Origin of the sequence: Halocella sp. SP3-1, assembly GCF_003953885.1 — a bacterium.
In the GTDB taxonomy this organism is placed as follows: Bacteria; Bacillota; Halanaerobiia; order Halanaerobiales; family DTU029; genus Iocasia; species Iocasia fonsfrigidae.
The window spans coordinates 796,598-816,935 of record NZ_CP032760.1 but is presented as its reverse complement, the minus strand read 5'-3'; the positions used below and the strand labels follow the sequence as shown (position 1 = coordinate 816,935).

The 20,338-nt window shown below is 35.3% G+C and carries 18 protein-coding genes and 4 pseudogenes; 3 read left to right on the top strand and 19 right to left on the bottom strand.

Annotated elements, in window-relative coordinates:
* Window positions 1-134: 134 nt before the first annotated feature.
* The 8 genes from rhaS to D7D81_RS03830 form a co-directional block, all read right to left on the bottom strand.
* Window positions 135-1,100: a rhamnose ABC transporter substrate-binding protein gene (rhaS, locus tag D7D81_RS03865; protein WP_502700021.1), complete on the bottom strand. Its 966-nt coding sequence runs from the start codon at window positions 1,098-1,100 to the stop codon at window positions 135-137.
* A gap of 194 nt (window positions 1,101-1,294) precedes the next feature.
* Window positions 1,295-2,281, bottom strand: coding sequence for an ABC transporter permease (locus D7D81_RS03860; protein ID WP_125987478.1), 987 nt, complete (start codon window positions 2,279-2,281; stop codon window positions 1,295-1,297).
* Between the two features lies 1 nt (window position 2,282).
* Window positions 2,283-3,290 (bottom strand): ABC transporter permease, encoded by a 1,008-nt coding sequence (locus D7D81_RS03855; protein WP_125987476.1) that lies wholly within the window; start codon window positions 3,288-3,290, stop codon window positions 2,283-2,285.
* A 181-nt stretch (window positions 3,291-3,471) separates the two neighbouring features.
* Window positions 3,472-4,980, bottom strand: a complete 1,509-nt coding sequence (locus tag D7D81_RS03850) for a sugar ABC transporter ATP-binding protein (protein ID WP_125987474.1) — start codon at window positions 4,978-4,980, stop codon at window positions 3,472-3,474.
* Between the two features lie 26 nt (window positions 4,981-5,006).
* Entirely contained in the window at window positions 5,007-5,330 is a 324-nt protein-coding gene (locus D7D81_RS03845; protein WP_125987472.1) for an L-rhamnose mutarotase, read from the bottom strand.
* 71 nt (window positions 5,331-5,401) lie between these two features.
* The gene (locus D7D81_RS03840; RefSeq protein ID WP_205739429.1) at window positions 5,402-6,673 is read right to left on the bottom strand and encodes an L-rhamnose isomerase; all 1,272 of its coding nucleotides are present in this window, start codon (window positions 6,671-6,673) and stop codon (window positions 5,402-5,404) included.
* Between the two features lie 64 nt (window positions 6,674-6,737).
* Complete coding sequence (locus D7D81_RS03835) at window positions 6,738-8,168, bottom strand: rhamnulokinase (protein ID WP_125987468.1); 1,431 nt, start codon at window positions 8,166-8,168, stop codon at window positions 6,738-6,740.
* A 142-nt stretch (window positions 8,169-8,310) separates the two neighbouring features.
* On the bottom strand, window positions 8,311-8,982 hold the full coding sequence (locus D7D81_RS03830) for a class II aldolase/adducin family protein (RefSeq protein ID WP_125987466.1): 672 nt from the start codon (window positions 8,980-8,982) through the stop codon (window positions 8,311-8,313).
* 593 nt (window positions 8,983-9,575) lie between these two features.
* Between D7D81_RS03830 and D7D81_RS03825 the strand changes: the two genes are divergently transcribed.
* A complete protein-coding gene (locus tag D7D81_RS03825; protein ID WP_125987464.1) occupies window positions 9,576-10,334 on the top strand; it encodes a DeoR/GlpR family DNA-binding transcription regulator in 759 nt (252 codons plus the stop codon).
* A gap of 41 nt (window positions 10,335-10,375) precedes the next feature.
* Here the strand turns inward: D7D81_RS03825 and D7D81_RS03820 are convergent.
* Together D7D81_RS03820 and D7D81_RS03815 are read right to left on the bottom strand one after the other, a co-directional pair.
* Window positions 10,376-10,808 (bottom strand): annotated as a pseudogene (locus tag D7D81_RS03820) (hypothetical protein).
* Between the two features lie 85 nt (window positions 10,809-10,893).
* Window positions 10,894-11,327, bottom strand: a pseudogene (locus D7D81_RS03815) (electron transfer flavoprotein subunit beta/FixA family protein); the annotation flags it as partial.
* Window positions 11,328-11,682: 355 nt separating this feature from the next.
* Here D7D81_RS03815 and D7D81_RS03810 point away from each other — a divergent pair.
* Together D7D81_RS03810 and D7D81_RS20220 are read left to right on the top strand one after the other, a co-directional pair.
* A complete protein-coding gene (locus D7D81_RS03810) occupies window positions 11,683-11,982 on the top strand; it encodes a hypothetical protein (protein WP_125987460.1) in 300 nt (99 codons plus the stop codon).
* A gap of 21 nt (window positions 11,983-12,003) precedes the next feature.
* Window positions 12,004-12,126 (top strand): annotated as a pseudogene (locus D7D81_RS20220) (transposase); the annotation flags it as partial.
* A gap of 11 nt (window positions 12,127-12,137) precedes the next feature.
* Here D7D81_RS20220 and D7D81_RS03800 read toward each other — a convergent pair.
* From D7D81_RS03800 to D7D81_RS03760, 9 genes and pseudogenes are all read right to left on the bottom strand, one after another.
* A complete protein-coding gene (locus D7D81_RS03800) occupies window positions 12,138-12,470 on the bottom strand; it encodes a hypothetical protein (protein WP_125987458.1) in 333 nt (110 codons plus the stop codon).
* 261 nt (window positions 12,471-12,731) lie between these two features.
* Window positions 12,732-13,916 carry an FAD-dependent oxidoreductase gene (locus D7D81_RS03795; protein WP_286170175.1) on the bottom strand — a complete coding sequence of 395 codons (1,185 nt, stop codon included), beginning with the start codon at window positions 13,914-13,916 and terminating at the stop codon, window positions 12,732-12,734.
* Window positions 13,917-14,254: 338 nt separating this feature from the next.
* Window positions 14,255-15,028, bottom strand: coding sequence for an IclR family transcriptional regulator (locus tag D7D81_RS03790; RefSeq protein WP_125987454.1), 774 nt, complete (start codon window positions 15,026-15,028; stop codon window positions 14,255-14,257).
* Window positions 15,029-15,202: 174 nt separating this feature from the next.
* A pseudogene (locus D7D81_RS20215) lies at window positions 15,203-15,358 on the bottom strand (5-dehydro-4-deoxy-D-glucuronate isomerase); the annotation flags it as partial.
* Window positions 15,359-15,428: 70 nt separating this feature from the next.
* Window positions 15,429-16,457, bottom strand: a complete 1,029-nt coding sequence (locus D7D81_RS03780) for a zinc-dependent alcohol dehydrogenase (RefSeq protein WP_164522101.1) — start codon at window positions 16,455-16,457, stop codon at window positions 15,429-15,431.
* Between the two features lie 40 nt (window positions 16,458-16,497).
* Complete coding sequence (kduD, locus tag D7D81_RS03775) at window positions 16,498-17,265, bottom strand: 2-dehydro-3-deoxy-D-gluconate 5-dehydrogenase KduD (protein WP_125987450.1); 768 nt, start codon at window positions 17,263-17,265, stop codon at window positions 16,498-16,500.
* Between the two features lie 148 nt (window positions 17,266-17,413).
* A complete protein-coding gene (locus D7D81_RS03770; RefSeq protein ID WP_125987449.1) occupies window positions 17,414-18,694 on the bottom strand; it encodes a TRAP transporter large permease in 1,281 nt (426 codons plus the stop codon).
* A complete protein-coding gene (locus D7D81_RS03765; RefSeq protein WP_125987447.1) occupies window positions 18,695-19,186 on the bottom strand; it encodes a TRAP transporter small permease in 492 nt (163 codons plus the stop codon).
* Window positions 19,187-19,255: 69 nt separating this feature from the next.
* Window positions 19,256-20,236, bottom strand: a complete 981-nt coding sequence (locus D7D81_RS03760; protein ID WP_125987445.1) for a TRAP transporter substrate-binding protein — start codon at window positions 20,234-20,236, stop codon at window positions 19,256-19,258.
* Between the last annotated feature and the right edge of the window lie 102 nt (window positions 20,237-20,338).

Genomic DNA, 20,338 nt, shown 5'->3' with positions numbered 1-20,338 from the left:
TATTCTAAAAATAAACATTAGGTGATAATAAGAATATTTGTTTTTCTTACTATCACCAAACAAAACCAAATAACAAATAAGACTAGCATTTATAAGCCTATATATCCGATTTTATCCAATGGAAACTTGACTCATTAATAAACTTCCTTCCATTTATCAATATTATCAGCATCAAACTTAAAAGGAGCACCAAGCATAATTTCTGTACCTTCACCAGCTTGAATTACTTCTTTTTCCCCAAGGAAACCAGCATTAAATGTATCTCCAACTTCCCCATTGATATCTCCTGTTACCAGGGCATGAGCAGCATAAGCACCTAAATATCCTAAATCAATAGGATTCCAAAGATACATCCATGGGCAAACACCATTTTTTATATATTCAGCCATTTCACTAGGTAGACCAAGTCCGGTTAAATAAACTTCACCTTTGAGCCCTTTATCTGTCAAAACTTTACCGGCTGCAGCAATACCAACTGTTGTAGGAGCAATTATACCTTTTAGCTCGGGATATGTCTTCAATAAGGCTTCTGTTTCAGAAACACTTTTGTCTCTTAAGTCATCACCATAAGCAACTTTTACAAGTTCAACATTACTATATTTAGGCTTTTCAAGTTCCTTTTTCATCCATTCAATCCATAGATTCTGATTGCTGGCCTGAGAAGTGGCACTTAATACTGCTATCTGACCTTCTTCACCTATCATTTCATAGATGGCCTGAACTTCCACACGACCAATTAGTTCTGGGTTTGCCTGATTAATATGCACATCCCTGCTATCAGGGTTAACAGCAGAATCAAGAGAGACTACTTTAATACCTCTCCTCATAGCCTTTTTAAGGGCTGGTTCTAGTGCATCATAGTCATTAGCACTGATAGCTATAGCATCTACACGTTGGGCTATCAATTGTTCAATCATCTGGATCTGCGCTTCAGCTGTTGGTTCAGCAGGGGCTTTTAAAATAGCTTCTCCACCAAATTCCTTAACAGCCTTTTCAAAACCATCCATGAGTTTCTCCCCAAAGGGATTACCAGCACTCTTGAAAATCACAGCATATCTATCCTCAGCACTTGCAAGACCAGATGCCAGTATAACTGCCATCACCAACACTAAACAAATAAATAATTTCTTCATATTACTCCCCCTCTTTTTTATTTAAATATACGAAACAGCTAGTACTGTTTCATACAAAATTTATTACAGCCAACCCTTTAAGAGTCTGTTCGAAAAGTATCAGTATATACGACGGGGATTATATATCCCCTATTTATACCTTTTTGAACACACACTTTAAATCACTTTTTATTCAAATTAGAAAGCATAACAGATACTATTAATAACAAGCCGACTATAATTAAGATTACCTGATCTGGCACATTAACAAGTCCTAAACCGTAACGCAGGAAACCAATTATAAAAATAGCTAAGAGAACACCAATCATTTTACCCTTACCACCTGATGTACTTACACCCCCAAGGGCTACCATAGCAATTACATCTAATTCATAGCCAGAGGCTATATTAGGCCTAGTACTACCCATTTTGGAGGTTAAAAATAGGGCTGTTACACCTGCCATTAAACCTGCCAGTGTAAAGACTATTACCTTAATCTTATCGACCTGCACACCAGAATATTTGCTGGCCACTTCATTATTTCCTATAGCATAAACCTTACGTCCAAATGTTGTTTTATGTAAAAGTAATAAAAATATTACAGCAAATAAAGCAAATAAGATCAAGATAAATGGAATTCCTTTTATATAACCCCAACCAGGAAAATTAAACCAATCTGGAAATTCCCCAGCAGCCTGGTCTTCCAGGATAATATAGGCTATTCCGCGGTATAATGTCATAGTAGAAAGGGTTACAATAACTGCTGATAATTCTTTAAACTTAACTATTAATAAACCATTAATTAAACCACAGAGCAATCCAATAAATAGACAAAGTAAAATTGCTAATACCATTGGTAAACCTGCATTGTAAGCAACAGCCATTATCACTGATGATAAGGCAACTGTTGAAGCAACTGATATATCAATATCACCAAAAATAATTACCAAAGCCATTGGTAAGGCAATAAAGGCCTTATCCAGAAAAGTCATTGTCGCATCTAATAGGGTATAGGTATTTAAGTAATAGGGAGATAGTTGTGAATTAACAATATGTATCAGAAAAAAAATTAATAAGAGCAACCACTCCCACTGTAGGAAAAAATCTTTTGTCCTAAATTCTCTTTCTATTGATATGTTTTTTTCTACTGATGATGTTAAATTCTCCATACTATATTACCCTCCTCATAAGATTCTTCCTATCAATACTCCTTTTAACTAAAGCACTCACAACTACTGCTAAAAGAATGATTGCTCCCTGAATTGCATCCTGCCAGAAAGGTGATACATTAATTAATGGTAGAGCATTATCTAAAAGCCCCATCAGAAGAACACCTGAAAGGAGACCAGAGACCTTGCCCCTTCCACCGGCAATACTTACCCCACCAACAACACAGGATGCAATAACAGTCATTTCATAGCCCATTGCTGTATTACTCTGGGCTGAAGCAAACTTGGATACCCATAAAACACCAGAAAGACCTGCCAGCGCACCCATAATCATATAAACTAAGCATAATATTTTACTAATGTTTATCCCACTTATTCTAGCGGAATTCGGATTACTACCAACAGCATAAACCTGTCTACCTGTTCGTGTATAATTAACAAAGTAGTAAAAGAGAATATAGATAATTATTGCAACAAATATCAAGTTATTAATACCAAATACTGAGCCTGTTGCAATATTTTTAAATCCATCAGACATTTGGTAGGCACTTACCCAGCTACCCCCACTGACCAAAAAGGTTATTCCTCTAAAAACATTCATCATCCCCAGGGTCGCAATAATAGGTAAAATCGAGGTCTTGGCAACAAAAAAACCTATTATTACCCCACAAATAAGACCAATTAACATCCCTAAGAAAATCGCTAAAATAGGATGTAATCCAGGGTAAATCTTAACAGTCATAGCTGTTAACATACCAGATAAAGCCAGTGTTGCACCGATAGAAAGATCAATACCCCTTGTAATTATTACCAGCATCATTCCTGCTGCCAGAATGGAAAGAATAGCAGTATTTTTAATTAAGTCATTTATGTTTTCCAGGCTCAAAAAACTAGGATTCCTTAACTGTACAAAAAATCCAATGATAATAATAAAAGCTATTAAACCCAGTTCGCGAATCTTTTGTATATTCTCACTATTAAATAAGCCCTTAGATTTTCCTTCAAGCATTAAAATCCCACCTTAAAATTAATATATTACTTTAGCGTCTTGCATAATTGATTGTTGCCATACTAAATCCTGCAACCTTAATTTTCTTGTATAGTCTATTTAAATAGGGAGTGCCCTAGGTACTCCGTTTTAATCAATTCAATTATGCAAAAGGTCTATTATGAAAGAGCCTTACTTATTTTTAGGCCTTAAGAGAAACCTTCTTTTTCATAGCCGCTCTAAGGATTGTTTCCTGGTCGGCCTCTTCCCTGGAAAAGCTGCCAGTAATCCTCCCTTCCCGCATAACAATGATTCTATCACTCATACCGAGAACTTCAGGCATCTCTGAGGAAACCATTATAATACCATAACCCTGTTCAGCTAAATCATTCATAATTTTAAATATTGCCGATTTAGCCCCCACATCAACACCTTTAGTGGGCTCATCAAGAATAATCACCTTCAAATCAGCAGTCAGGAGTTTAGCTACTACAAGCTTTTGCTGATTACCACCAGATAACGAATTTGCCAGGTCATAAATACTCTTTGCCTTAACATTAACCTTTTCTGCCAGTGAATGGGCCATATCTACCTCTTTACTCTTATCTATCCACCCCTGATGAGATATCTGAGCTAAAGCAGGAAGCGAAATATTTTTATCTAGACCCCATTCCAGTATTAAACCCTGTTCCTGACGGTCTTCTGGCAGATAACCTATCCCCAGTTCCATAGCATCTAGAGGGTGTTTAATCTCAATGTCTTCTCCCTGGAAATAAATTTCCCCTTGGTCATAAGGCGCAATTCCAAAAATTGCTTGACACAGCTCAGATCTGCCTGCACCAACCAGGCCTGTCAATCCAAGTATTTCGCCCTGATATAAGGTAAAAGAGATATCTGAAAAGTAGCCCATCCTCCCCAGCCCCTCTACCTTTAATACCTCCTGTCCGATATCAGCCTTTTTATCCGGGAACAGCTGTTTAATTTCACGCCCCACCATGGCCTGGATTAATTGTTCATTACTGATCTCAGCCACATTCCAGGTTCCTATATAACGGGAATCTCTAAGTACTGTAACCCTATCAGCCAGTCTATATGTATCCTCAAATCTATGAGATATAAAGATAATGGAAGTACCATCATCCCTCAGCTTTTCTGTAATCTGGTATAATTCTTCACTTTCACTTTTAGTTAAAGAAGCCGTTGGTTCATCCATAATAATTATCCTGGCACCAGTAGATAAAGCTTTGGCAATCTCCACCATCTGCTGTTGGGCTACACTAAGTGCTTTCATCTCTGTTTTAGGAGTAAAATCTGCCCCTAACTGATTCAAATATCTCTCTGCTTCAGCATGCATCTCATCCCATAATAACCTTTTACTTCCCTGTTTTATTTTTTCATGTCCAATAAAAATATTTTCTGTCACACTTAAATCAGGATAACTGGTTGCATGCTGATAAATGGCTGCAATCCCTAACTTCTTGGAATCGTTCGGGTTATTTATGGCGACTCTTTCACCATCCAGATAGATTTCACCCTGTTCAGGTTGGTGTACCCCAGTAATGATTTTAATAAAAGTAGATTTCCCGGCACCATTTTCACCCATCAGGGCATGAATCTCTCCTGGTTTCAATTGAAAATGAACATCATCCAGTGCCTTTACCCCTGGAAATTCTTTAGTGATACCCTTTAACTCTAAAATATATTCTGACATATATCTCTCCCCTTAATCACCTTTCTTTATTTTTTATAAAACATTAAATCCATAGCTTCTTTTACTGGTGATACACTACCATTATCATCTACTCTGCTTTCCAGGAGATCCTGCATATATACATTCCATTTAGCAACAATTTCACTCTCAGCCTGTACTCTATTACTATAATCTAAATCCTCAACTTCATAATAACCAAACAAATCCTGCCCCGAATTCCAGATTGAATAATTCTTTATTTCTGCCTTATCCAATACCTCTAGCATCTCCGGCCAGAGCTGGTCATGCCTTTTTTTATATTCTTCTTGCAGGTGTTCATTTTTTAATTTTAATTTAAAACCTACTCTCATTTTGATCCTCCCCTATAGAAATATTTCATAAGTTAAACATTTTAATTATAAATATTTTGTACTATAGCAAGTCACGAGTTTCTATCACTCAATACCTCGTTTTCATAATTCCTTACCTCAGTAAACCAGTCCTCTCCCACAGGAACATTATTTTTAAGACAATAATAGTTCCAGACTGCCTGCCAAGGATATGCTTTCAATTCTTCTAATATCGCCAGCCTGGCTGTTAAATCACCGTTTAATTCATATTCCTTTAGCTTAGCTGTAGGCTCCAACATAGCTATTAGTAAGGCCTTGAGCATATTTCTGGTCCCAATAACCCAGGCAGCTATCCGATTTATGCTGGCATCAAAGAAATCCAATCCAATATGAACCCGGTCAAGGAACCCTGGTCTTACTATCTGCTGGGCAATAGCCTGTAATTCGTCATCTAAAATTACAACATGGTCACTATCCCACCTGACAGGCCGACTGACATGGAGGAGTAGTTCATCCAAATATAAAAGGCAGGCAGATATTTTGTTAGAAATATACTCTGTGGGATGAAAATGACCGGCATCTAAACAGAGTAAGACATCATTTTTTAAGGAATACCCTAAATAGAATTCATGGGAACCGACTACATAACTCTCTGACCCTATTCCAAATAACTTACTTTCAACCGCATCTAAATTATATTCTTTATCAATATTTTCAGAGAGTATCTGATCAAGGGAATCCTTTAATCTCTCTCTGGGTCCCAATCTATCAACAGGTATATCTTTATAGCCATCAGGTAGCCAGATATTAGTCACTGCTGCTGTTTCCAGTTCTTTTCCGAAATATTCACCAATTTTTCTCGACCTTTTACAGTGTTCAATCCAGAAATCCCTGATCCCCTGATCAGGGTGGCTGAGGGTAAACCCATCATCTGCTTGCGGGTGTGAAAAAAGTGTTGGATTAAAGTCAAGACCAATTCCTTTTTCTTTAGCCCAGTCAACCCATTTGCTAAAGTGCTGAGGGGTAATTTCATTCCTATCTACCTTCTGACCATCTGCCTCTAAATAAATAGCATGTAGATTTAAGCGATGCTTACCAGGTATTAGAGAAAGGGCCTGATCTAAATCCATACGCAGTTCATCAGCTGACCGGGCTTTCCCCGGGTAATTACCGGTAGCCTGTATCCCTCCTGTTAGGTCTCCTTCAGGGTCTTCAAAACCGCCGACATCATCGCCCTGCCAACAGTGCATAGAGATAGCAACACCCCCCATGGCCTGCACTACTTTCTCTACATCAACACCCCACTGGCCATATAGTTCTTTGGCCCATTGAAAAGCCTGCTTTACATTTTTATCACTATACATCATTAAAACCCCCTGTATTAGATTTATAATTAATTAAGCAATGAAAGTTTATTATGAAAGAGACTTAAGCCGGCAAATACTCTTTTAATTTAATAGAATTGCGGACTAGTTCTCGTCCTTCTTTTAGGTCCTTAATCTCACCCAGGCCTATTAATTGGGCCAGGACATTTCCGGTTGCAGTAGCCTCAACAGGACCGGCCAGCACCCTTCTCTTACTTATATCAGCTGTGTACTGGCATAGTAATTCTGCCTGTATCCCCCCTCCAACCATATGAATATTTTTAATTTTTCTATCTACCAGTTTTTCCAGGCGTTTAATTACTTTATCATAACTAAAGGCCAGGCTTTCATATATTCCCCGTGCCATCTCACCAATAGTCTCTGGTACTGCTTGCTTGGTTTTACGGCAGTATTCTTTAATTACCTCTGGCATATTTTCCGGTTTCATAAAAACAGGGTCATCAGGGTCCAGTCTGTATTTGAAAGGGGTAGCCTGGGCTGATGCTTCACTTATTTCGGAATAGCTGAGGTCTTTTCCTTCCCTTTGCCAGATACGTTTGCATTCCTGAATCAACCACAAACCTGTAATATTCTTCAAAAATCTTACCTTTTTTTCAAGGCCAAGCTCATTAGTAAAGTTTTCTTTAAGTGAATCCTCATTAATTACCGGCTCTGTTAATTCCATCCCCAGTAATGACCAGGTACCACTGGATAAATAAACACTATTTTCATCTCCTAGTGGGGTAGCAGCTACAGCAGAGGCTGTATCATGACTCCCTACTGCCATAACAGGTAAATCATTGTTCAAACCACATTCTTTTTTAACCGCCGGCAGAAGGTCCCCAATCCTGGTACCAGGATAAATAATTTTCTGCATAATATCCACTGGAATACCTAGACCTTTAAAGATTGTTTCTGACCAGGTATTTTTAACTGGATTAAACAACTGTGCTGTAGAGGCAATAGTATACTCATTGTATTTTTCCCCTGTCAACAAATAGTTTAGCAAATCAGGCATAAATAATAGTGTAGCTGCATTATTCAATATCCAGGGGCGTTCCTTTATCTCAGTATATAACTGAAAAATCGTATTTATTTGCATAAATTGTATCCCTGTCTCCTGATATATTTCTTTTTTGGCTATCTTTTTAAAAACCTCTTCCGGGATACCATCTGTCCTACTATCCCGGTAGTGAAAGGGTAATGACATCAGCTTGCCGTTTTCATCAAGCAGGCCGTAATCAACCCCCCAGGTGTCTAGCCCCATACTGTGGATATCATCATCTGTCACTTTAACTGCTTTTTTAATCCCCTGTTTAATCTCTGCAAATAAGGCCAGAATATCCCAGTAAAAGTTTCCATTGAGCCTTGCACCCCCATTTGTAAAATTATGAATTACATCAAGTTTCAGTTTATTTCCGTCAAACCTGGCAAGTAGTGCCCTGCCATTTGATGCACCTAAATCACAGGCCAATAAATTAATTGCCCTGGACATGATTAAACACCCCCACTTCCCATAATCATTTTAAAATTTCCATTAACTAACCTCAGTCATTACCTTTCTAATAATTCAGCCACTCGACCTGCCAGTTTATCCTCTAATTATATTATTTTTTGCTTTAACTGCTTACTAACTATCACTCATCACAATTGGCAGGGTGTTTTCCCTGAACACCTAATTTCTTACGTACCTCATACAATCTTTTTACATTTTCCGAAGAAATCTCCTTTACCCCTCCCAGCTGTCTGGCTGTAAGGTTTATCTTTGCTGCTAGTTCAATAGTTTCCATTTTAAAATAGGCATTAAATAAATCTGTACCGACAGTAAGGGCTCCATGGTTTTCCAGTAAAAAGCCGTCATAACAATCAAGATATTCCCTGACTGCATCAGGTATTTCCATAGTTGAAGGGGTCCCATATTTAGCAATAGGTACAGTCCCCAGTGATATAATTACCTCCGGCATAATCATTTCATTTAAGGGAATACCTGCTACAGCAAACCCAGTAGCTGTCGGTGGATGGGCATGAACTACAGATTTAACATCTTTCCTATTTTTATATACATCAAGATGCATTTTTAGTTCAGATGAAGGCTTTAGTTTACCAGAGATAACATTCCCCTCCATGTCCACCTTAACAATCATATCAGAGGTCATAAAGCCCTTACTCACCCCTGTTGGTGTTGTTAACACCTCTTTATCATTGATCCTGACAGAAATATTACCATCATTAGCCGCTACAAATCCATTAGTATATATCCTACGGCCAACTTCGCAAATATCTTCTTTAAGTTCAAATTCTGACCTCAATTTATACACCTCTCTATAAAATAAATTTTGTTTCATTGATTTGTGTTTTATTATATAATATATTTTTTGTTTTTTCAATATTTATTTTGTTTTTTATTATTTTTATTTTGTTTTTTTTGTGTTATCTTTATTTAAACGTTTGATTTATTTACTACAGTATGGTAATATTAGAGTAATAATCTAGAAGCTAATCCGCTACAGTACACATTGCCCGGCTTACCTCGGAATTTAAAATATATTAACTAAGTGTCTTTCATAATAACCTTTCATTGCATAATTAATTATAAGGAGGCACTTAAAACGGAACAGGTCGAAGTATAACTGATTATGAAAAAGGTTGTTTTACTGTTTGACCGAAGGGAGTTTAAAACAACCCATAATCAGTTATAACGTAAGCTGTAGTGGAGTTTTTGGCCGACGATAATTCAATTAAGCAAGAGCCTTAACTAAATAAACTTCAATTTATAAGAATCATATTCCTTTGTCGTTATAGGGGTTTTATGTTAATATATAAATAGGCAAATATTTTTAAAGAAATAATTAATATAACAATAATATGTTTACATGCAAATTAAAAATAAGGAGAGATTTTCATGTTGGCTGAAGAAAGAAGACAGGAAATACTAAGGCTTTTAGACAATAAAGATAGTGTTCATGTTTCAGACCTGAGTAAAATACTTGATGTCACAGAAGAGACTATCAGACGTGACCTTGATGTTCTAGATAAAAAGAAATTGCTCAAGAGGATACATGGTGGGGCAGTACCACTGGTCAGTAACAGTAAAAATGAACTCAATTTTAATATCAGACAAAATAAAAAGATAAAAGAAAAAAAACAAATAGCAGCCAAAGCTATTGAACTTATTGAAGAAGGTGATACTATCTTTCTTGATGCAAGTAGTACATCTTTGTTCCTGGCTAAAAAACTTAAGAAAACACAGAATATAACAGTAGTAACTAATTCTATTAGAATAATCTTTGAATTATCTGATCTGAATAACATTACTGTTATTTCAACGGGGGGTATTTTAAGACCTAACTCCCTTTCCTTTGTAGGGCCACTGGCAAACGAAACCCTTAAAAAATACTTTGCTGATAAAATATTTGCCTCCTGTAAAGGAATTTCTGTAAATTATGGGGCTACTGATTCTAATGAATTAGAAATAGAGGTAAAACAAAATATGATTAAACAATCCAAAAAAGTAATTATTTTATCTGACCACAGTAAAGTAAATGAAATAGGATTAACACAATTTGCTTCTATAGAGGAAATTGACACCCTGATTACTGATGAGCTAGTTGATAAATCCAGTCTAAAAAACTTTGAAGAAGCCGGTCTAACTATCCTCTAGGCCCTCTATCTATAGCAGATTAAAAAACCGGCTTTCTTCATTTACCTGACAATAACTGCTACCCCATCGGGTATTACCGTTATTTTGCTCTGTTGATTACCAATAATATTCCCTGCCATTATAACGGCCTGCTCAAGTAGCTGCTTTTTGCATATGCATATCCTTGATTAAAACCTCATCAAGGTCACTAATCATTACTGTATGATGAATTAAAATCCTGGCCAACACCTGGGATTCCCACTGGTCTGGAATAGTTTCATGCCTACCTCTGGATAAAATATCCTCCATGACAGCTTCAACTTTTTCAACCCAGGCAAAGGTATTATAAAAGCCCTCACCACCATGCCCATCAGAACATTCTGCCAGCATAATAATGACCCCCTTTTCCTTAGAGACGGCCTCGACAGCTGTCATACCTTTAACAGCTTGATAAATATTCTGATCAAGGGGATAACCCCCATTAGTAGTAATCACTATTTCTGACTGTATCCCCTCTACCCCAGCCAGATTATTAAGGAATTTACATCCCTTAAGATGAGCTTTTTTACCATTCAAAATTACTGGTATATGTTGATAGTGGAATATCTAAAAAAGAGGCTATACCTGGCCCCACCTGTCCGGTATCACCATCAGTGACCCTTTCACCTGTTAAAACCAGGTCAAAATCACCCAGTTCTTTAATAACACTGCTCAACACATAGGCCGTTGACCAGCTGTCTGCCCCGGCAAATTCCCTACCGGAAATTAATATACCATCATCACAGCCCATGGCAATCGCCTCTCTTAAGGCTTTTTCTGCTGATGGGGGCCCCATTGTTATAACCTTAACACTACCACCGTTTTCCTCAACTAATTGAATAGCCAATTCAATGGCATAGAGGTCAAGGGGATTAATAATACTTTCTACCCTCCCCTCACCATTGTCCCTGTCTCCGGATCCATTTTAACATTACTTGTTTCAGGCACCTGCTTTATTGGGATGATAATCTCCATTTTCAATCCTCCTCTAAGATAATTTTACTAATGTAATAGAATTATTAAAGATCTTTTAATATAAATAGATTTACAGGCCGGCTCACCACCCTTCAAAAACTACTTCATAGTTATTATACATAAAAAAAGAATAATACAACTTTTTTGTTGTTTTATTTTTGTTTATGTATGTATTATTTATTATTATTTCATTTTATTTTATTGTTTTCTTTGTGGTATATAAGAAAAAAGAAGATTTTAAAATACTTAAAACTCTTGGACTTAATCCAGGGCTTTTCTGTTTTAGAGTAGTAAATTTCAAATTAAAATGTGGAATTTTCATTAATATAGTGATAAAATATAATAGGGGTTAATTATGGATGATATTAAGAAAGTTTTAGAATCTAATAGTCAAGAAGAAAAAATGGATGCTTTACTACATGGGTTTTATATTTTTTCGGAAAAAGTTGAAAAAGACATTGGACAATTAAAAGAAGATGTTGCAGAATTAAAAGGGTTAACTATAGCTGCTTTTAATGATATTAATAAAGATATTATAGAGATAAAAGAAATGATTAGTGATACAAATAATAGACTTGATACTATAAGAAGGCTAACAATAGAAAATACAGAAGATATATATAAAATAAAAAATAATAACTCTAAAGCTGTATAAGCTTTTAGCCTTTTAAACATATTGGTTGAATATAGAAAAGGTAGTCATGCGGTTTATGATATAAAGTATCATACAATATTAGTAACTAAATATAGGTATAAAGTCCTTTCGAAGAAAATAGCAACTAGATTAATAGAGTTAATATTAAAGGCTCTTTACCATTTTTGAATCCACTTGCACCAGTATAATATATTAAACGACCTGTTCTTGAATTCATTCATTGAATAGCCAACCATACTTGTGTCACTTTTATTTAAGGTAGTATGGTCAGTAAACCAATACATTTGATTATCTTGACCGAAAACACCAACTACTCTATCTTCTGCACCCCATTCAGTTGGTTCATGTAAGTCTCCCTTATTTTCTAAAAGATTAGCCCAGAACCCATATTTATATCTGCCAAAATAATAATTATAATCTTTAGCTATCCAGTCTGGGTAGACCTGATCTACAAACTGAGGTGCCTCAGCTATTGAATAATCATTCATTTCACCATTCTGTGGATCAAAGATAATTACTCCATCTATATGGGGAATTTATCTAAAGTTACTGTAATGACCATAAGAGAGCGAATCAACACAGAGGAATATAGCTGTTACATATTATATATCATTTATCTTGTTGTTCAGTTGTTCTATCAACCTGCTATTAAGAGGATACAAAATATACATCAAAACCATTATGACACACAAAGAAAGAAAAACATCTAACTTTAGAAGATTGTAGAATCATACTATATTATTTATAGATTACTTAAGATATTCATTAACACGGAGGGCAGCTTTAGCCCCTTCAGCAGCAGCAATTATAATCTGCTTATCCTTTATATTTGTTACATCCCCTGCTGCCCAGATACCCTCTACATCTGTCTCATTATTTTCATTAATAATAATCTCTTTCCTCTCATTAGTTCCTACCACTCCAATAAGAAAATCCGAATTAGCCACCAACCCGATCTCTATAAATAATGCATCTATGCTTAGTTCTTTTTCTTCAGCTGTTTTATTATCTTTAATGACAACAGACTCCAGTTTGTCTTCCCCTTTTATTTTTTTAACCTGTGTCCCTTTATAAACCCTGATACTATCATTTTTTTTAATCTGTTCCTGTAGGTACTGATCACCCATTAATTCATCCTGAATTTCTATTAAAGAAACATCACAATCCAATTTAGCCAGATCAAGGCTAGCCTCCAGACCAGAATTTCCACCACCAACAACTGCTACAGGTCTTCCAGCGTAGAGGTAACCGTCACAAACTGCACAGTAATGAACCCCACTACCAGTCAGGATATATTCCTGCTTCATCCCTAGATGGCGTTTTTGGGCCCCACTGGCAATAATAATTGTTCTGGCCTTATATTCCTTATTATTATTGCTTATTACACTATGTTCGCCTTTCATAGCTTTAATTTCATTTGCTTTTTCCCCGACTACTGTTGCAACCTCATATTGCTGAATATGTTCCCAGAAATCATTGATCAATTGAAAACCATTTGTTTCCCTTTTGCCGATATAATTATCAATTCCATTAGTATCAATTACCTGTCCACCAAGGTCTTCTGTTAAAAGCAGAACTTCTATACCCTTTCTGGCAGCATATAAGGCAGCATTTAGCCCAGCCGGTCCTGCCCCGACAATAATAAGCTCCCATAAACGCCGGGAATAATCATTACCCTTTATTCCCAGAAGCTCATTTAGTCTACCTGAATTCTCCATTTCTATTAAATCCTTATAACCACCAACCTGATAATCATCAATTAATATCTGCGGCACGGATTTCTTACCAGTACGCTCTTCCATCTCAGCTAATCTGCCTTCTTCTCCCACATCATATTCAAAAAAAGAAAACCCTTTACTCTTAAGAAAGGCCTTAGCTTTTCTACAATAGGGACACCATTTTTTAGAATAAACCTCAATATTAATATTATTCACTTTATTTATTACCCCCTTTATTCCCTTATTAACTTGATAATCCAGGCCTAAAGTTAATTCAATTTATAATCCTTTACTTATCTATAATATCATTTCCGTTTCATTGTAAATGTATCATAGATTACAGATTATAAAATTATTTTACACAAAGTGTTAACTAGTAATCATAAACCAGACAAATATATTTGCGTGAAATTTTAAAAAAAGCCTCTAATTTATAGTATTAGAGACTTTTTACAAAAAAATTGAAACTTTTAATGTTGCGAAACAATTTACAGATATTTTTCTATTGCTGCTATCAATTGATAATGTGCCAGACGAAACGTTCCCCTGGCACATTATTTTTGTTTGTAGCCAAAAGCTGCCGAAATTTGTTTAGTATATCTATGAACAACTTCTACTAGTTCATCAATTCTTTCATAAGTCATCCTATTAATAGGAGCAGAAATACTAAAAGAGGCTATCACATCCTGGTTAAAATTGAAAATAGGTCCACTAATACATCTAATCCCCATCCTATGTTCTTCATCATCAATAGCATATCCCTGCTCAAAAACCTCTTTAATATGTTTTCTAAACTGATTTTCACCAATAATAGTTTTATCTGTACATCCCGTTAAACCATTCTTAACAACCTGATCTATTAAATCTGGTTTAGAATAAGCCAAAATAACCTTACCAAGACTAGTACAGTGAGCAGGAACACGCCTACCTATTCTCGAATACATTCTTATTGTTTCAGAAGTCTCTTCCTTATCAATATAAACTACTTCTGTTTTATCCATAATACCAAGGTGTACAGTTTCGCTGGTCTCTTCACGCAACCTCTTTAAATATGGTTTAATCTGTTCACGTAAATCCAAGCTGGTTAAGACCAGCCCACCTATTTCAAATAATTTTAATCCTACTTTATACTTATTATAATCATCCTGTTCGATATATCCCCTATAGCCAAGAGTCGCCAACAAACGATAGACTGTACTCTTATGCAGACCAAGACTATCACTTAATTCAGTTACTCCCATGCTTTTATTAGACTCTACCAGTTTTTCTATAACATCTAAGGCCCTATTAAGTGATTGCACTAATTGTTGAGGTTTTTTGTTTTCCATAAATATTTTCCTTCCTAATATATAGTATTATGTTTTTTATTATAAAACATAATACTATATACTTCAACATGAATTCAGCAAGCAACTCCAAAGGAGTAGGCAAACTTAGGACTATACATTTTTATTTGACAAATCCAAGTTTAAATTAAATTTACTTAATCCTTTTAGGTAAAATTATTTTAACTCATTCATTGGAATATGACCCATATCTGAAAAAGTCTGGTTCTCTCCAACCATTCCCCAAATAAATGTATAATTACTGGTTCTAGCACCAGAATGTATTGACCAACTTGGTGAAATAACTGCTTCTTCATTACTAATAATAATATGAACTAGTCAGGATAACTTGAATTTCTAATTTCCATCTTATTTAACCCCCTAATTTAATAAAGAAATTAGTTTAACATTCTATTAATATTTTTCCTAGATTTTTACCTTTCTGCATGACTTTAATGGCCTTTTCTAAATCTTCTATTTGATATATCTCACTAATTAATTTTTCCAAATCAAATAATTCGTTTTTTATAATCTTTTCTAACATATCGACTGTTTTTCTAAAGTGATCAAAACTATAAACACGACTACCAACTATATTTAATTCTTTAAAAATAACTTTTAACATATCAAATTTAGGAATACCATTTGGAAATCCAACAGGAACAATCGTTCCCCTTATCCTACATGCTTGGGCTGCCAAAGACAAACCAGCTTCTGTCCCAGAAACTTCATAAACCACATCAAAACCTTGATTGTTAGTTATTTCATTTGCTTTTGCTATTTCGTCCCCTTCCTTAGGATTAATAACATTTTCAAAGCCAAAAGATTTAATTTGTTTGATTCTATCAAGATTTATTTCTGAAAAAACTACTTCTGAAGCACCACTAATTTTAGCAACCATTCCTACTATCAACCCTATTGGACCAGCACCAATCACTAATACTTTATCTCCATTTTTCATTCCAGCCCTTTGATTTACATGAAAACCAACTGCGAATGGTTCAGTTAAGGCAGCAGCATGATCCGTTAAATTTTTGCTTGTTTTTATTACCTTATCTACTGATACTTTAACATATTCGGCAAATCCCCCATTACTATGTATCCCTAGTAATTTTAATTCTTTGCATACATGCCAGTTGCCTTCCCTACAGGCTTCACAAATACCACAACTAATCAAAGGTTCAACAACTACTCTGTCACCTACTCTAATATCACAGGAACTGTCTTTTATTTCTTTAACAATACCAACGAACTCATGTCCTAAAATAACTGGTGCTTGAGCAGTTGGATGATGTCCACCATATATATGGACATCAGAACCGCAAACTCCCGCATATGAAACTTTTATTAAGCATTCACCATCATCAATTTCTGGTTTGGCCACATCCTTAACCTCTATTTTCTCCCAATCTGTTAATACTGCAGCTTTCATTATAACGTCTCCCTCCATTTATAAATAGTAAACTAGATTCTTAACTTGCCAACCAACCACCATCAACAGCAATCACATAACCATTAATATAAGCAGAAGCAGGAGAGGCCAGAAATACAACCAATCCTTTCAAATCATCATTGGTACCCCATCTACCTGCCGGTATCCTTGCTAAAATTGACTGACTTCTTTCTTTGTCTTCTCTTAAAGGAGCAGTATTATCTGTTGCCATATATCCAGGCGCTATAGCATTTACATTTATATTATATTTTGCCCATTCATTGGCCATACTCTTAGTAATACCTGCTACACCATGCTTACTTGCCGTGTATGAAGGAACAAATAAACCGCCCTGAAAAGATAACATAGAGGCAATATTTATAATTTTACCACCTTCATCTTTATCTATAAACACCTTGGCAACTTTCTGCGATAAAAAGAACAAACTCTTCAAATTTATATTCATTACATCATCCCAATCTTTTTCTGAAAAATCTATTATCTCATTACGTCTGATAGTACCAGAGTTATTAACCAATATATCAATTTTACCAAATACATCAAGGGTTTTATTTACTATTTCATCTATTGCATCTGTAGACTTCAAATCTGCATTCACTTCAAGAAATGATTTGCCAATAGATTCAATCTGCTTTTTAGTTGCTGACATATCACTTGGTCCTACACCAACAATATCTGCTCCTGCCTCTGCAAGTGCCTCAACCATACCAAAACCTAAACCATTTGGCCTTGAACAACCTGTAACTAGCGCCACCTTACCATCAAGCTTAAAATCATTTAAAATCATATTTTGCCTCCTATTTTTTTGTATGTTTTTTATATATTGTAATTAATCCCTACTCTGTTTTAATTATATTTTTTTATAAAATATAATTTGATTTTTTAGAAGGAACAATTGAAAACAAAAACTAACTAAGTAAACTTTCCCAATATTATTACTTTATTAAACTAGGTAAAAATGTAGTAAACCAAGGCACAAATGTAATTAATAATAGTACAATGATCATAGCTGGCCATAAAACAATAGTTGATTTAGCTGTTTTTTCCATTGTCGTTTTACCTACAGAACAACCGACAAATAGTCCTGTACCAACTGGTGGAGTTGTAAGACCTATACCCAGGTTTAATAATAGTACTATTGCAAATGTTGTTGCACTCAGACCGAGAGATTGAACAACTGGCAATAGAACTGGTGTTACAATTACAATTAATGGGGCAACATCCATCACCATTCCAAGACAGACTAGCAGAATATTTATTAGCAATAATAAAATAACCCTGTTATCAGTTAAACCCAAAAACAAATTGGTTACTATTGCCGGAACATGCAAGTAAGTCATAATCCAACCAAAGGCTGATGCAGACCCTATCAAAAACAACACTGTAGATATAGTCTTAACACTATCTAATATAATTGGCCATAGATCTCTGATTGACATTTCTTTATAAACTACAATCCCTAAAAAAGCTGCGTAAAGCACCGCAATTGCAGATGCCTCGGTAGCAGTAAAAATCCCAAGGGCAATACCTCCTACGATAATAATTGCAGCAAGCATACTCAGTATCCCATCTTTTATTATTAAAAGTGATTCTCCTAATGGTGGTCTTTTTTCTCGTGGATAACCTCTCTTGACAGCAATTATATAACTAGCTATCATAAGTGATAATCCAACCATTATGCCTGGAATATAACCTGCCAAAAATAATTTTGCAATTGATACACCACCAGCACTCATGGCAAATATTATCATATTATGGCTAGGTGGTATTATAATTCCTTGTGTAGCAGATGCAACTGTTATAGAAGTAGAAAACTCTCTGTCATATCCTTTTTTTACCATCATCGGAATCATAATTGGACCTGTCGAAGAAATATCAGCAATAGCTGATCCTGAAACTCCACCAAATAACATTGATTGAATACAATTCACCATTGCTAAACCTCCACGAAACGGGCCTACAATTACATAAGCAAAATCTACAATCCTTTTGGCAACTCCACCCTTAGACATTATTGCCCCGGCTAGAACAAATAATGGTATCGCAATTAACGGAAAGGGTTGTATCCCTGTTGCAATTCTCTGAGCTATTACTAAAGGTGTTAATCCCATATTAAAAGCAGTTAATAATGCTGAGATCCCTAAGCAAAATGCTATTGGAACACCTATTATTAATAAGAATACGAATGATACAAGAAGCACTAAAACTGGAGACATTTAATTCACCCCTAAATCAAAATAGTCAAATATTTCTTTAACTAATTTTACTATTGCAAATAAAACTAGTAATAATCCTGATGCAGGAACAATTAGGTAAGAATACCCGATTGAAAAACCTAAGGCTGATAATGTGCCACCCATCGTCCTTTTCACTAAAATAATCCCATTATAAAATAATATTAGTGAAAATACAGTTAATATTATATTTCTCAAAACACCCAAGCATAACTGTAAAAATTCTGGAAATATTTGAACAAAAAGATTTAGACCTATATGGGAATCAGTCCATAGAGCACCAGCAGCACCTAAAAACCCAATCCACATCATTGAAATCACTGCTAATTCTTCAGCCCAGAACTGTCCCGTATTAAGAACATATCTTGAAAAAACCTGCCAGCTAATCAATAATGTTAATAATAAGATCATAATCCCTGTGATAATAGTAATTATTTTTTCTAAACCATTTAAAATCTTTATTAACTTATTCATACTACCTTCTCCTTTGAATATCAGGTTGTGGTCAAATCAGACCACAACCTTTTTAAATTCAATCGTCAACTAGTAATTTATTATTGAATCAATAAGATCCTTACCAATTTCTTGACCATATTTATCATAAATTGCTTGTACTACTTCTTGAAAATCCTCAATATTATCCACTTCATTAAATACCATGCCTTTGTTCTTTAGTTGTTTTATAGCCTCATTAACAAATTCATTCCACACCTTTGTTTGATAAGGAGCAGTCTCTCTAGCCGCATCCATAATACCCTTCTGAATATCTTTAGGCACTGAAGCGAAAAGATCTTTTCTCATAATGAGTATATCTGGGATGGCAACATGACGTGTATATGAATAGTATTTTGCAACCTCCTGCATATTAAAGGCAATAACTGTAGGTTCACTGTTTTCCCAACCATCTATCACATTCTGTTGTAGTGCTACATAAACTTCTGACTGTCCCATAGGTACAGCAGTTGCTCCAAATGCATTGATAGTATCAATAAGTGGTTTGCTCTTCATAACTCTTATCTTAAGACCTTCAAGATCAGCAGGTTTTCTTATGGGGCGAACACTATTAGTCACACTCCTAAAACCTGAATCTAAAAAGGTTAATCCCTTAAACCCATTGTCATACAAGTCACTCATCAATTTTTCCCCGATTGATCCCCTCAAAACAGCATGCTGATGGTCGATATCTCGAAAAATAAATGGCAGACTAACTACTTGTAAGGTCTTGGAGAACTGTCCTAAAGGAGCAGATGATACTTTAGCAATATCGATTGTTCCTAACTGTAATCCCTCAATAAAATCTTTTTCCTGGCCCAACTGACCAGCAGGGTAAACAGTAACTTTCACCTGTCCATCTGTATGTTCATAAACTTTGTCAGCAAAATATACCAATGCTTTATGTACCGGATGTGTTTCGGGTAATACAGAAGCTAGTGACCATTTATATTGCGGTGCAGCAAAACCTATATTTGCCATTCCAACCAACAAGACAACAACCAACAAACTACAAAGTGTTAACTTTTTCATCTTATTTCCCCCTCTTATTATTTCAATTTTAATAGTGAACTATTAAAATTGATAATTCTATTAATTTCACCTCCTTAACAAAATCTTAATATATTTTATTTA

Coding starts and splice junctions, on each gene's coding strand:
- D7D81_RS03790 (WP_125987454.1), bottom strand. CDS start 15,028: ATGGAAAACAAAAAACCTCAACAATTAGTGCAATCACTTAATAGGGCC.
- D7D81_RS03855 (WP_125987476.1), bottom strand. CDS start 3,290: ATGCTTGAAGGAAAATCTAAGGGCTTATTTAATAGTGAGAATATACAA.
- D7D81_RS03850 (WP_125987474.1), bottom strand. CDS start 4,980: ATGTCAGAATATATTTTAGAGTTAAAGGGTATCACTAAAGAATTTCCA.
- D7D81_RS03825 (WP_125987464.1), top strand. CDS start 9,576: ATGTTGGCTGAAGAAAGAAGACAGGAAATACTAAGGCTTTTAGACAAT.
- D7D81_RS03770 (WP_125987449.1), bottom strand. CDS start 18,694: ATGTCTCCAGTTTTAGTGCTTCTTGTATCATTCGTATTCTTATTAATA.
- D7D81_RS03810 (WP_125987460.1), top strand. CDS start 11,683: ATGGATGATATTAAGAAAGTTTTAGAATCTAATAGTCAAGAAGAAAAA.
- rhaS (WP_502700021.1), bottom strand. CDS start 1,100: ATGGCAGTTATACTGGCATCTGGTCTTGCAAGTGCTGAGGATAGATAT.
- D7D81_RS03800 (WP_125987458.1), bottom strand. CDS start 12,470: ATGAATGATTATTCAATAGCTGAGGCACCTCAGTTTGTAGATCAGGTC.
- D7D81_RS03845 (WP_125987472.1), bottom strand. CDS start 5,330: ATGAGAGTAGGTTTTAAATTAAAATTAAAAAATGAACACCTGCAAGAA.
- kduD (WP_125987450.1), bottom strand. CDS start 17,265: ATGATTTTAAATGATTTTAAGCTTGATGGTAAGGTGGCGCTAGTTACA.
- D7D81_RS03765 (WP_125987447.1), bottom strand. CDS start 19,186: ATGAATAAGTTAATAAAGATTTTAAATGGTTTAGAAAAAATAATTACT.
- D7D81_RS03835 (WP_125987468.1), bottom strand. CDS start 8,168: ATGTCCAGGGCAATTAATTTATTGGCCTGTGATTTAGGTGCATCAAAT.
- D7D81_RS03780 (WP_164522101.1), bottom strand. CDS start 16,457: ATGAAAGCTGCAGTATTAACAGATTGGGAGAAAATAGAGGTTAAGGAT.
- D7D81_RS03860 (WP_125987478.1), bottom strand. CDS start 2,281: ATGGAGAATTTAACATCATCAGTAGAAAAAAACATATCAATAGAAAGA.
- D7D81_RS03840 (WP_205739429.1), bottom strand. CDS start 6,673: ATGTATAGTGATAAAAATGTAAAGCAGGCTTTTCAATGGGCCAAAGAA.
- D7D81_RS03760 (WP_125987445.1), bottom strand. CDS start 20,236: ATGAAAAAGTTAACACTTTGTAGTTTGTTGGTTGTTGTCTTGTTGGTT.